Source organism: Nitrobacter winogradskyi (assembly GCF_006539545.1).
Classification (GTDB): Bacteria; Pseudomonadota; Alphaproteobacteria; order Rhizobiales; family Xanthobacteraceae; genus Nitrobacter; species Nitrobacter winogradskyi_A.
The window spans coordinates 1-11,857 of the sequence record NZ_BJNF01000014.1 but is presented as its reverse complement, the minus strand read 5'-3'; the positions used below and the strand labels follow the sequence as shown (position 1 = coordinate 11,857).

General features: G+C 61.9%; 11 protein-coding genes and 2 tRNA genes. 8 read left to right on the top strand and 5 right to left on the bottom strand.

Going from position 1 to position 11,857, the window contains the following annotated elements; translation table 11 throughout:
• Positions 1-99: 99 nt before the first annotated feature.
• Together NWI01_RS02640 and NWI01_RS02635 are read left to right on the top strand one after the other, a co-directional pair.
• The gene (locus NWI01_RS02640; RefSeq protein ID WP_141382399.1) at positions 100-648 is read left to right on the top strand and encodes a chlorite dismutase family protein; all 549 of its coding nucleotides are present in this window, start codon (positions 100-102) and stop codon (positions 646-648) included.
• Positions 645-1,445: an N-formylglutamate amidohydrolase gene (locus NWI01_RS02635; RefSeq protein WP_141382398.1), complete on the top strand. Its 801-nt coding sequence runs from the start codon at positions 645-647 to the stop codon at positions 1,443-1,445. The genes NWI01_RS02640 and NWI01_RS02635 overlap by 4 nt, the downstream gene beginning before the upstream one ends.
• Before the next feature lie 192 nt (positions 1,446-1,637).
• On the opposite strand, the gene NWI01_RS02630 is transcribed toward NWI01_RS02635, so the two are convergent.
• Positions 1,638-1,802, bottom strand: a complete 165-nt coding sequence (locus NWI01_RS02630) for a DUF3309 family protein (protein ID WP_011315652.1) — start codon at positions 1,800-1,802, stop codon at positions 1,638-1,640.
• A gap of 239 nt (positions 1,803-2,041) precedes the next feature.
• Positions 2,042-2,497 carry a GatB/YqeY domain-containing protein gene (locus NWI01_RS02625; protein WP_141382397.1) on the bottom strand — a complete coding sequence of 152 codons (456 nt, stop codon included), beginning with the start codon at positions 2,495-2,497 and terminating at the stop codon, positions 2,042-2,044.
• A gap of 140 nt (positions 2,498-2,637) precedes the next feature.
• Between NWI01_RS02625 and carA the strand changes: the two genes are divergently transcribed.
• Entirely contained in the window at positions 2,638-3,828 is a 1,191-nt protein-coding gene (gene carA / locus NWI01_RS02620; RefSeq protein ID WP_141382396.1) for a glutamine-hydrolyzing carbamoyl-phosphate synthase small subunit, read from the top strand.
• Between the two features lie 85 nt (positions 3,829-3,913).
• Here the strand turns inward: carA and NWI01_RS02615 are convergent, their stop codons facing one another.
• On the bottom strand, positions 3,914-4,450 hold the full coding sequence (locus NWI01_RS02615; protein WP_141382395.1) for a Dps family protein: 537 nt from the start codon (positions 4,448-4,450) through the stop codon (positions 3,914-3,916).
• Between the two features lie 170 nt (positions 4,451-4,620).
• On the opposite strand from NWI01_RS02615, the gene NWI01_RS02610 reads away from it, so the two are divergent.
• A complete protein-coding gene (locus tag NWI01_RS02610; protein WP_141382394.1) occupies positions 4,621-5,346 on the top strand; it encodes a class I SAM-dependent methyltransferase in 726 nt (241 codons plus the stop codon).
• A gap of 75 nt (positions 5,347-5,421) precedes the next feature.
• Positions 5,422-5,496 (top strand) — tRNA-OTHER (locus tag NWI01_RS02605).
• Between the two features lie 296 nt (positions 5,497-5,792).
• Here the strand turns inward: NWI01_RS02605 and NWI01_RS02600 are convergent.
• Positions 5,793-5,865, bottom strand: a tRNA-OTHER gene (locus NWI01_RS02600).
• Positions 5,866-6,250: 385 nt separating this feature from the next.
• Here NWI01_RS02600 and carB point away from each other — a divergent pair.
• The 3 genes from carB to NWI01_RS02585 all read left to right on the top strand — a co-directional run bounded on the left by carB (position 6,251) and on the right by NWI01_RS02585 (position 11,232).
• Positions 6,251-9,715 carry a carbamoyl-phosphate synthase large subunit gene (gene carB, locus NWI01_RS02595; RefSeq protein WP_141382393.1) on the top strand — a complete coding sequence of 1,155 codons (3,465 nt, stop codon included), beginning with the start codon at positions 6,251-6,253 and terminating at the stop codon, positions 9,713-9,715.
• A 465-nt stretch (positions 9,716-10,180) separates the two neighbouring features.
• Positions 10,181-10,657, top strand: a complete 477-nt coding sequence (gene greA / locus NWI01_RS02590) for a transcription elongation factor GreA (protein ID WP_141382392.1) — start codon at positions 10,181-10,183, stop codon at positions 10,655-10,657.
• Between the two features lie 176 nt (positions 10,658-10,833).
• Positions 10,834-11,232 carry a DoxX family protein gene (locus NWI01_RS02585; RefSeq protein ID WP_141382391.1) on the top strand — a complete coding sequence of 133 codons (399 nt, stop codon included), beginning with the start codon at positions 10,834-10,836 and terminating at the stop codon, positions 11,230-11,232.
• A gap of 17 nt (positions 11,233-11,249) precedes the next feature.
• On the opposite strand, the gene NWI01_RS02580 is transcribed toward NWI01_RS02585, so the two are convergent.
• Positions 11,250-11,729 (bottom strand): Lrp/AsnC family transcriptional regulator, encoded by a 480-nt coding sequence (locus NWI01_RS02580; RefSeq protein ID WP_041345635.1) that lies wholly within the window; start codon positions 11,727-11,729, stop codon positions 11,250-11,252.
• Between the last annotated feature and the right edge of the window lie 128 nt (positions 11,730-11,857).

Sequence of the window (11,857 nt, the reverse complement as noted above, 5' to 3'; positions counted from 1 at the left end):
ATCAACTACGCGCCTTTTAAGTATGTACTTTTAAGTATGTACCTTGTTCGTTCTCAGATTATCCCCACTGCTCCAGATGTCCACAGGCACCAAAGTAAAATGACGTTCACGATCTTCACCGGCGGCGACAGCGGCGCCTGGAACATCCTGTCCGTCGTTCCCGTCATCGGCGAAAGCCTCATGCCGGCGTCTCATCTGGCGATCGCGCCCAGCGCCTCGCTGAGCGACCCCTCCGCGACGCCGTGGCAGCTTCGCGGCGTCACCAGTCACGTGCGCTATGTCGAACGCGCCGAGAAGATTGCGCTGACCTCGGTGCAGGCCGGGCTGGGACGCGCTGAGGCGACCCGCGCGGCGCTGATTCCCATCAGGAAGTCGGCCGCATGGTGGGAGATGACGCAGGACGAACGGCGAAAGGTCTTCGAGGATAAATCCCGTCACATCGCCGCCAGTCTCAAATATCTGCCCGCCATCGCGCGGCAGCTCTATCACTGCCGCGATATCGGCGAGCCCTTCGATTTCCTGACCTGGTTCGAATACGCACCTGAACACGCAACGATGTTCGAAGACCTCGTCGGCATCCTGCGCGCGACGGAAGAATGGACTTATGTGGAGCGCGAGGTCGATATTCGATTGGCGCGCGCGATATGACGGCCATTGATGCGCAGCCGGCCATCATCGCCCTGCATGAACCGCCCGTCATCGAACGCAACGTCTGCGGCGCTTCGCCCTTCCTGCTCACCTGCGACCACTATGGACGCTTGATACCCGACGCGCTCGGCGATCTCGGTCTGGCGGAAAGCGAGCGGCGGCGGCATATCGCGTGGGATATCGGAATCGCCGGCGTCGCCGAGCGGCTTTCCGAGGCTCTCGGCGCTCATCTGATCGCGCAACGCTACTCGCGGCTGGTGATCGACTGCAACCGGCCGCCCCATGTCGCAAGCTCGATTCCGGCTCTCAGTGACGCCACGGTCATCCCGGGCAATGAACGCCTTTCATCGACCGAGGCCGACGCGCGGCGGCGCGCGATCTTCGAGCCCTATCATCGCCGGATAGCCGATGCGATCGACGAGCGGCTGGCCAGGAGCCGTCCCACCATCCTGGTTTCGCTGCACAGCTTCACGCCGGTCTATGCAGGGGTCGCACGGCCATGGCATGTCGGCACCCTCTATCACCACAGTCTGGTGTTGCCACCGCTGTTGCTGTCGTGGCTGCGCGCCGAGGGTGATCTCGTGGTCGGCGACAATGAACCCTATGCGGTGAGCGACCTCACCGACTACACCATTCCGGTGCATGGCGAGACGCGCGGGTTGCTGAACAGCGGCATCGAAATCCGGCAGGATCTGATCGGTGACGACGCCGGGCAAGTCACATGGGCGGATCGGATAGCGCGCGTTCTGCGCGAGGTCGAGGCGACGCTGATCGCATCGCAATCATTATACGCATAAGATTCCTCACGTTGCTGACATCGCGAGGAGTGGCGGCGAGACGAAGCAATCCAGTTCGGGTTCTCGACAATGGATTGCTTCGCTCGCGATGGCCGTTCCGTTTGGCGATAGCATTTTCGAGCGAAGCATGTCCTCGGGCTTGAGCCCTAAGGATGGATGACCTGTTCGCGTGAAGAAAACGCGTCGAAGCCTCTAGATGCGTCCCATCAGGATCAGGATCAGCAGGATGACGATCACCAGCCCGAGGCCGCCGCCGCCGTAATAGCCCGTTCCGTAAAACGGCCCGCCGCCGACGCCGCTGAATCCGCCCAGCAACGCGATAATGAGAATAATCAGAATGATTGTGCCGATGCTCATCTCGTTCCTCGCTTAAGCTCAGTCGTTCATGAAAATGGCGAGGAGGATGATCAACGGAATCGGAAATCCCCGATAGTCAAAGCAAAGTCCGCGTCCCGAAGCCCGTCCGCCTCCTGTTTACAGAGGCGACAACGCAAGCGCTTGCGCGTCGTTCCCGTGCAGGAACCGAAGTATTTCTTCGGGGGACTGGAACTAATTCAGTTGTGCACAGGATTTCCGGGCCGCGCCCGGGCGTGGAGCTAACCCGTCAGCGCGGCCTTCACCACGCCGCTGGCCTTGCCGAAATCCATCTGGCCGGCGTATTTAGCCTTCAGCTCGCCGATCACCTTGCCCATGTCCTTGATGCCGCTCGCACCGGTTTCGGCAATGATGGCGGCAACGGCCGCCTTTACATCATCGTCGGACATCTGCTTCGGCAGATAGGCAGAGATGACGGCGATCTCGGCGCGTTCCTGCGCCGCCAGCTCCTCGCGGCCACCCTTTTCGTAAAGCTCCACCGACTCCTGCCGTTGCTTGATCATCTTCTGCAACAGGCCGAGCAGGTCGCCGTCCGCCAGCGGGGGCTTGCCCTGCCCGCGCGCCTCGATATCGGCATTCTTGATGGTGGAGTTGACCATGCGCAGCGTGGACAGCCTGCGCTCGTCCCTGGCCTTCATCGCCTCCTTGACGGCGTTGTTGATGTCATCGCGCAGCATCGGAAAAGCCTCCCCTCGCGGTGCCGGACACCGCCAAATCACGCATCGTTACGTTGCGTCGGAGGCAGATGTAGGCCGCACCGGCGCGCGAGACAACCGGCGTTTGACGCGGTGCGGGAGGGAAGCTATGTCATGCGCTCATGACCTCATCGGAAAACGCTTCAGCCTGGCCGGACCTCAAGCCGACGGCGCTTCTCGTGCTGGCCGACGGCACCGTCATCGAGGGCTTCGGCCTCGGGGCCGAGGGCCAGGCGGTCGGGGAAGTCTGCTTCAACACCGCGATGACCGGCTACCAGGAAATCCTCACCGATCCCTCCTATGCCGGGCAGCTCATCACCTTCACTTTCCCGCATATCGGCAACGTCGGCACCAACGACGAGGACATCGAAACCGTGAACATGGCGGCGACGCCGGGCGCGCGCGGCGTCATCCTGCGCAGCGCCATCACGTCGCCCTCGAACTACCGCGCAGCCAGGCATCTCGATGCGTGGCTGCGGGCGCGCGGCATCATCGGCATCTCGGGCATCGACACCCGAGCACTGACCGCGCTGATCCGCACCAAAGGCATGCCCAACGCGGTGATCGCCCACGCGAAGGACGGACATTTCGACCTTTATGGGTTGAAAAAGGAGGCGCGAGAGTGGCCCGGCCTCGAGGGCATGGATCTCGTGCCGATGGTGACATCGAGCCAGCGCTACACCTGGGACGAGACGCCGTGGGAGTGGAGCAAAGGCTTCGGCCGGCAGGACAGGCCCGAATTCAACGTCGTCGCCGTCGACTACGGCATCAAGCGCAACATCCTGCGCCTGCTCGCCGGCGAAGGCTGCAAGATCACCGTGGTGCCGGCGACCACGTCAGCGGAAGACATCCTGGCGATGAAGCCGGACGGCATATTCCTGTCGAACGGCCCCGGCGACCCGGCCGAAACCGGCAAGTACGCCGTGCCGATGATCCGCAAAGTGATCGAGTCGGGTACGCCGACCTTCGGCATCTGCCTGGGCCACCAAATGCTCGGCCTCGCGGTCGGCGCAAAAACCAAAAAGATGCACCAGGGTCACCACGGCGCCAATCATCCGGTCAGGAATGAGGCCACCGGCAAGGTGGAGATCACCTCCATGAATCACGGTTTCGCGGTGGACGAGACCACGCTGCCGGAGGGTGCAAAACAAACCCACGTATCGCTGTTCGACGGCTCCAATTGCGGCATCGAACTCGAAGGCAGGCCGGTGTTCTCCGTCCAGTATCATCCGGAGGCCTCACCGGGACCCCGTGACTCGCACTATCTGTTCAGGCGTTTCGCGGACCTGATGCGCGAGAACAAGCAGACCTGAGAGCGGCCAGGAGCAGGTTTGCTTTAGACGGAATCAGTACCCGTCATGCCCGGCTTTATGCTGGCCATGACTGATCCCAGAAGCGTCACACCTCGTTGTCGCCTTCCTGCCGACTGGCCTCGAACAGGAACCAGACGCGCCGCTCGGTCGCGTCGATGAAATTCTCGAGCAGGCTCGCGGTCGCGACGTCCTCGTGTTTGTCGCAGATATCATGGGCCTTGCGCATGGCCGCGGCGACTTTCTTGTTGTCGTTCATCAGTTCGCGCAGCATTTCCCGCGGCGGCACAAAACTCTCGTCGTTGTCTTCCAGGGTCTGCAGCTTGGCGATCTGGCCGATCGAGCGCAACGTGGTGCCGCCGATCTTGCGAACCCGTTCCGCGATCTCATCGGTCGTGCCGAATATCTGCTCCGATTGCTCGTCGAGCAGCAGATGGTAGTCGCGGAAATGGCGGCCGCTGACATGCCAGTGGAAGTTCTTGGTCTTCAGGTAAAGCGCGAAGGTATCGGCGAGGATCGCGTTCATGGCTGCCGAAATCTTGCTGACGCCTTCCTCGGAAAGATCGGTCGGCGTGTCGAGCTCCGGGTTCACTTTCCGCAAGGCGGAACTTTTGGCTTGGGTCATGATGCACCCTCCTGCTATGAAAACCGTCACAAGCTGACGATGGGAAAATTCCGCCGCGCGCCGAAAGCCCGTTTCGAACTCGGAAAACGCGCTGATCCACGACAAGTTCGCTAACGCCTGATTACGCGAGCGGTTCCGGACGCGGAACACAAAGATTGCCTGGGCCGTCCATGGATGACTGGATCGCTTATTACGACTCCGCCCACACGATCTACGTCAGCAGGCTGCATCGCGACGTCCATTTCCGGACCATCGCCCGGAACATCGTCAGCTACATTCCTTCGCAGGATTCCGTCGTCCTCGACTATGCCTGCGGCGAGGCGCTTTCCGCGGAAACGGTGGCGGATGCGTGCGGCCGGCTGATTCTCGCGGAGCCCGCGCCCGGCGTTCGCGGCCGGCTGGTGACGAGGTTCGCGCCCAACACAAAAATCGATGTGCGCTCGCTGGATGAACTCAGACACATTGATGAGGAATCCATTGATCTGGCGGTGATGAACTCGGTCGCGCAATATATGACGCCGGACGAACTCGATGCCGGCTTTGCCGTCGTCCGCCGCTTGCTCAAGCCGACCGGCCTGCTGGTGCTGGGCGATATCCCGCAGCCGCACGTCGGGTTGTCCGGCGACGTGATCGCACTGCTTCGCTTCGCGGCAAAGCATGGCTTCGTGAAGGACACCCTGCGCGGGCTGGTCCGCACGGCGATGTCCGTTTACCCGCAGCTCCGCCTAAGGATCGGGCTGCAACGCTACAGCGAGGCCGAGATGCTGGCCAAGCTCGCCGCCGCCGGAATGACGGCGATCCGGGCGCCGGTCAATATCGGCCACAACGCTTTGCGAATGACGTTCCTCGCCGGGAGGCCCGTCGAGGCCGACCGCGGCACGGCCGCCGCGCGATAGACGTGCCTGACGGGCAGTTAACGTTAAGCCACGGTAAGACTCGCCGCCAGACGATTATTACGGAATATTACTGGCGGCCCGGTGGCGGAAGTTCGACGCGGGAGCTGTGCAAAGCTTTTTATCCTGGTTCAAGTCCAGGCTGGGCCTCCAAACTTCTCCACAGTTCATGAACGTCCGACGTGACGCTCCCGCGCAAGCTCGGCAAGGGCACGCCTCCTCCGCGACAGGAAAGGCCCGCGACCGCGCGCTTCAAGTTTTCCTTACCAGCGTGCCCGTGCCGATGATGCAGGCGGTGGCGGCGATGCCGATACGGTGACGCCGGTAGAATCGCGGCTTAACCAGCCACGAGGGGCGAACGCGGTTTCCGGATACTCGGCGCCAACGCCGAGCCCGATCCAATGATGGGGAATACGCGCTTCCCGGCACACATGGGCGGCCGCGGGGAATGGAGCGGATTCGATGAATCGAACATCGGTCTGCGACCTGGAAGCCGCTGCTTTGCCACTAAGCTAAATCCGCGCAGACGCTCAATAGCATATCGCCGCCCCTCATGCGCCTGAAACCGGGATTAACCTTACACTGCACATTCGCTCTCCGGGTGGACACCGCGCTTTCGGTTTCCAAGCACCGGCAATAGCCGGTTGATCGGCAGCCTGAAGGTCTTTTCCGCCTTCGAAATCTGGTCTATAGCGCTTCCGAGCGAAGTGGATGACCTGTTCGCGTGAAGAAAACGCGTCAAATCAATATCTGAGAGCCTCGCTTCTGATTCCATTAGAAGCGAAAAGGCTCTAAACACACCTCGCGCGCGAAGATCGCGCTCTTGTTCAAGGGACGCGCCGCTCGCGCGTCCTTTTTTTGTGCCCGATTTCACCCTTTTGTGCCCGATCTTCACCCCTGGGACTTGATGCCTAAACGCACCGACATTTCGACCATTCTCATCATCGGAGCCGGTCCGATCGTCATCGGACAGGCCTGTGAGTTCGACTATTCCGGTACCCAGGCGGTGAAGGCGCTGAAGGAAGAGGGTTACAGGGTGGTCCTGGTCAACTCCAACCCGGCCACGATCATGACCGACCCCGATCTGGCGGACGCCACCTATATCGAGCCGATCACCCCGGAAATCGTCGGCAAGATCATCGAAAAGGAACGTCACGTCGTTCCCGGCGGCTTCGCGCTGCTGCCAACCATGGGCGGCCAGACGGCGCTGAACTGCGCGCTGTCGCTGCGCCGGCAGGGCACGCTGGATGATTTCGACGTCGAAATGATCGGCGCGACGGCGGATGCCATCGACAAAGCGGAAGACCGGCAACTTTTCCGCGAGGCCATGACCAGGATCGGCCTGGAGACGCCGAAATCGCGGCTCGCCAATGCGTCCGCGATGAAAAAGGCCGATCGCGACGCCTACCTCGCCGAAAAGGAAAAACTCTCCGGCGACGCGCTGGCCGAACTCGAGCGGCAATGGACACTCGGCGAGAGCGAGCGGCGCAAGCGGTACCAGCAGCAGGCGATGGCCGAGGCGCTGATGGCGCTGTCCGAGATCGGCCTGCCGGCGATCATCCGCCCCTCCTTCACCATGGGAGGCACCGGCGGCGGCATCGCCTATACGCGCGACGAATTCCTCGACATTATCGAACGCGGCCTGGATGCCTCGCCGACCAACGAAGTGCTGATCGAAGAAAGCGTGCTCGGCTGGAAAGAGTACGAGATGGAGGTCGTCCGCGACAAGAAGGACAACTGCATCATCATATGCTCGATCGAGAACCTCGATCCGATGGGGGTGCATACCGGCGACTCCATCACGGTGGCGCCGGCACTGACGCTGACCGACAAGGAATACCAGGTCATGCGCGACGCCTCGCTGGCGGTGTTGCGCGAGATCGGCGTCGAGACCGGCGGCTCCAACGTGCAGTTCGGCGTCGATCCTGTCAGCGGGCGCATGGTTATCATCGAAATGAACCCGCGGGTGTCGCGGTCCTCGGCGCTGGCGTCAAAGGCGACCGGCTTCCCCATCGCCAAGGTCGCGGCGAAACTCGCGGTCGGCTACACGCTCGACGAGATCGCCAACGACATCACCGGTGGCGCGACACCGGCATCGTTCGAGCCCAGCATCGACTACGTCGTCACCAAGATTCCGCGTTTCGCGTTCGAAAAATTTCCCGGCGCCTCAACCACGCTCACCACCTCGATGAAATCGGTCGGCGAGGTGATGGCGATCGGCCGCACGTTTCAGGAAAGTCTCCAGAAGGCGCTGCGCGGACTGGAGATCGGCCTCACCGGCCTCGATGAAATCGATATCGAGGGCATGGGCAGGGGCGACGACAAGAACGCGATCCGCGCCGCGCTGGGCACGCCGACCCCCGACCGCCTGCTGCAACTCGCGCAGGCGATGCGGCTCGGCTGGACCGACGAGGAAATCTTCAGTTCCTGCAAGATCGACCCCTGGTTCCTCGCCGAACTGCGCGGCATCGTCGAGATGGAGAACAAGGTCCGCACCCACGGCCTGCCGGGTAACGCCTTCGGGATGCGTACACTCAAGGCGATGGGTTTCTCGGACGCGCGGCTCGCGGTGCTCTCCGGCAGGACCGAGGCGGAGGTCAAAGCGCTTCGCCGCACCCTCGGCGTGCGGCCGGTCTACAAGCGCATCGACACCTGCGCCGCGGAATTCGCCTCGCCGACCGCTTACATGTACTCAACCTATGAAGCGCCGTTCGCGGGCGCGGCCGCAGACGAAAGCGCACCATCGGACAGGACGAAGGTCGTTATCCTCGGCGGCGGCCCCAACCGCATCGGCCAGGGAATCGAGTTCGACTATTGCTGCTGCCATGCCTGCTTCGCACTGTCGGACGCTGGCTTCGAGACCATCATGGTCAACTGCAACCCTGAAACGGTCTCGACCGACTACGATACCGCCGACCGGCTCTATTTCGAACCGCTGACGGCCGAGGACGTGCTGGAGATCATCGACACCGAACGGCAGAACGGCACGTTGCACGGCGTGATCGTGCAGTTCGGCGGCCAGACGCCGTTGAAACTTGCCCACGTCCTGGAAGCGGCAGATGTGCCGATCCTCGGCACTTCGCCCGAGGCCATCGACCTCGCGGAGGACCGCGACCGGTTCAAGCGCATCCTCGACCGGCTGAAACTGAAGCAGCCGAAGAACGGCATCGCCTATTCGGTGGAGCAGGCGCGGCTGGTGGCCGCCGATCTCGGCCTGCCGCTGGTGGTGCGCCCTTCCTATGTGCTGGGCGGCCGCGCCATGCAGATCATCCGCGAGGACAGCCAGCTCGGCGACTATCTGCTCGAGACCCTGCCCGAACTGGTGCCGGCCGACGTCAAGGCCCGCTATCCGAACGACAAGACCGGCCAGATCAATACCGTGCTCGGCACCAACCCGCTGCTGTTCGATCGCTATCTCTCCGACGCCACGGAGATCGACGTCGATTGTCTCGGCGACGGCAAGGACACTTACGTCGTCGGTATCATGGAGCATATCGAGGAGGCCGGCATCCACTCCGGCGACTCGGCCTGCTCGCTGCCGCCGCGCTCGCTCGACGCGGCCACGATCGCCGAACTGGAGCGGCAGACCCGCGAACTCGCGCTCGGTCTTGATGTCGTCGGTCTGATGAACGTGCAATACGCCATCAAGGATGGCGAGATCTATGTGCTGGAAGTCAACCCCCGCGCCTCTCGCACGGTGCCGTTCGTCGCCAAGGTGATCGGCCTTCCCGTCGCCAAGATCGCGGCGCGGATCATGGCCGGCGAGAAGCTCGCGGGTTTCAAGCTCAAGCCGCAGCGGCTAGGTCATGTCGGAGTCAAGGAATCGGTCTTCCCCTTCGCCCGTTTTCCGGGCGTCGACACCGTGCTCGGCCCTGAAATGAAATCGACCGGCGAGGTGATGGGCATCGACCGCTCCTTCGAAATCGCCTTCGCCAAGAGCCAGCTTGGCGGCGGCACGCATCTGCCGCGCAAGGGCACGGTGTTCGTCTCGGTCCGCGAGACCGACAAGATGCGCATCCTCGCGACGGTGAAGCTGTTGGCGTCTGTCGGCTTCAGGGTGATAGCGACGTCGGGAACGCAACGCTACCTGACCGACAGCGGGGTTTCGGCCGAAAAGATCAACAAGGTTCTGGAGGGCCGCCCGCATATCGTGGACGCTATCACCAACGGCGAGGTGCAACTGGTGTTCAACACCACCGACGGGCCGCAGGCGCTGGCTGACAGCCGCTCGCTGCGGCGCGCTGCCCTCTTGCATAAAGTGCCGTACTACACCACTCTTTCGGGAGCCGTCGCCGCCGCGCAGGGTATCCGCGCCTATCTGGGCGGAGATCTTGAGGTTCGCACCTTGCAGAGTTATTTTTCCGAGACATAAGTGTAAGGCTTGAATCGGGCCTGATCGGCCCATAATCGGTCTGCGGGAACCCTGACGAAGCGGAACCTGCCGATTGCAGGGACGTTTTGCCCGACCGAGGACGGTCGGGACGGATGCTCATTGCCTATAGCGTTTTCGAGCGAAGCATGTCCTCCGGCTTGAGCCCTAAGGATGGAAACCGGTTCGCGTGAGGAAAACGCGCCAAACAACAATCTGGAGCTTCCCTTCTGATTCAATCGGAAGCGATAATGCCCTGGACGAGCCTGAAGCGATCTTCTGAGATCGCACTGGAATCTATAGAGTTTCAAACGCCCTTGATTACGGATTCTCACCAAAGAAGCCGCAAAGATAGGCGAGCGTCGGAATCGAATGTGAGGCGAATGCGGATTTCGCGGCCGGGTTCCGGACGGAAAGCCGCTTCGCGCAACGCGGCAGCGCTGCCGATGAAGCGAAGGACGAAGTGAGATGGTCGAGAAGGTTCCGATGACCCGAGGCGGGCACGCCGCCCTCGCAGACGAACTGAAGAAGCGCCAGTCGGTGAACCGGCCGCGCATCATCGAGCAGATCGCCGAAGCGCGCGCGCATGGCGACCTTTCGGAGAATGCGGAATATCACGCCGCGAAAGAAGAGCAGTCGCACAATGAGGGCCGCATCGCCGAGCTTGAAGACAAGCTGGCGCGCGCCGACATCATCGACGTCAGCAAGCTTTCCGGTGACACCATCAAGTTCGGCGCCACCGTCACGCTGATCGACGAGGACACCGACAAGAAGGCGGTGTGGCAGATCGTCGGCGAGGCCGAAGCCGACGCCAAGCAGGGCCGCATTTCAATCACCTCGCCGCTGGCGCGCGCGCTGATCGGCAAGAAGAAAGGCTCCTCCGTCGAAGTGGTCGCGCCCGGCGGCGCCAAGGCCTATGAGATCGCGAAGGTCGAATGGCGGTAGCGCAGGATTGAGTATAGTCTCCCGCGCTGTTGTCGCGGATAAACGGATATCCTAAGCGGATTCTGAATGTTCCGAGTCCGGAACAATTCGACGAGGTGGGTGTTAGATATCGCCGGCCCTCGCCAGCGCGTGGCCGGCGTTTTTCTGCGATGTCGCCAATCGGGGGGGAGCACGTCATGGATCAAATTTTCGCCAAATGGCAGCCCATCGTCCTCAGTCTGCTTCGGTTCATGAGCGGACTTCTGCTCATGCAGCATGGCACCGCCAAACTCCTGGGTTTTCCGTCACTGCCGATGTTCGCGGATCTGCAGGTGGCGTCGCTGGTTGGGGCTGCCGGAATCATCGAACTGGTCGGCGGCGGGCTGCTGGTCGTCGGGTTGTTCACGCGGGCCGCGGCGTTCATTACGTCAGGCATGACGGCCGTCGCCTACTTCATGGTCCATGCGCCCAAGACCTTCATGCCCATCGCCAATGGCGGTGAACTGGCGGCGCTGTATTGCTTTGTTTTCTTCTACCTGGTGTTCGCCGGCGGTGGCCCGATCAGCCTCGATAAGGTGCTTTTCAACAGGAGTTGAAACCGATCCGGCCTTGTTCAGCCCGGCATCTTCAGTTCCAACGGCACCGCAGGGGCGTATTTTGAACTGTGAAGCACCAGCGAGGTCCGCACGTTCCGTACATGCGGCGCTGCGGTGAGATGCGCGACGAAATCCTGAAATGTGGCCATGTCGGGCGCCACACATTTCAGGATGAAGTCCACCTCGCCCGACAGCATCCAGCACTCACGCACGAGCGGCTCACCGCGCACGAATTCCTCGAACGCGCGCAGGTCGGCATCCGCCTGACTGGACAGATGCACCGATGCAAAAACCGTAACCTCGAAACCGAGCCGCTGCGGATCGAGCAGCCCGCGGTATCCCTGAATATAGCCCTCTTCCTCCAGCGTCCGGACCCGGCGCAGGCACGGCGGCGGCGAAATGCCGACCCGTTTCGCCAGTTCGACGTTGGTGATCCGGCCGTCGGCCTGAATCTCGCTGAGGATTTTAAGGTCGATCTGGTCCAGACTCTTCGTCACGCCATCCAAATCCCGACAGCCGGGCCATTGCATCCCCGGCAAAACCCTCATTAACGCAGGTCGGGTTGCTTACGCAATTTTATTACACGAATCCGCACTTGCGCCTTTATAGCGTTTTCGAGCGAAGT

Bases quoted from the DNA above. Each gene is read 5' to 3' on its own strand.
- NWI01_RS02640 (WP_141382399.1), top strand. From the start codon at position 100: ATGACGTTCACGATCTTCACCGGCGGCGACAGCGGCGCCTGGAACATC.
- NWI01_RS02635 (WP_141382398.1), top strand. From the start codon at position 645: ATGACGGCCATTGATGCGCAGCCGGCCATCATCGCCCTGCATGAACCG.
- NWI01_RS02630 (WP_011315652.1), bottom strand. From the start codon at position 1,802: ATGAGCATCGGCACAATCATTCTGATTATTCTCATTATCGCGTTGCTG.
- NWI01_RS02625 (WP_141382397.1), bottom strand. From the start codon at position 2,497: ATGCTGCGCGATGACATCAACAACGCCGTCAAGGAGGCGATGAAGGCC.
- carA (WP_141382396.1), top strand. From the start codon at position 2,638: ATGACCTCATCGGAAAACGCTTCAGCCTGGCCGGACCTCAAGCCGACG.
- NWI01_RS02615 (WP_141382395.1), bottom strand. From the start codon at position 4,450: ATGACCCAAGCCAAAAGTTCCGCCTTGCGGAAAGTGAACCCGGAGCTC.
- NWI01_RS02610 (WP_141382394.1), top strand. From the start codon at position 4,621: ATGGATGACTGGATCGCTTATTACGACTCCGCCCACACGATCTACGTC.
- carB (WP_141382393.1), top strand. From the start codon at position 6,251: ATGCCTAAACGCACCGACATTTCGACCATTCTCATCATCGGAGCCGGT.
- greA (WP_141382392.1), top strand. From the start codon at position 10,181: ATGGTCGAGAAGGTTCCGATGACCCGAGGCGGGCACGCCGCCCTCGCA.
- NWI01_RS02585 (WP_141382391.1), top strand. From the start codon at position 10,834: ATGGATCAAATTTTCGCCAAATGGCAGCCCATCGTCCTCAGTCTGCTT.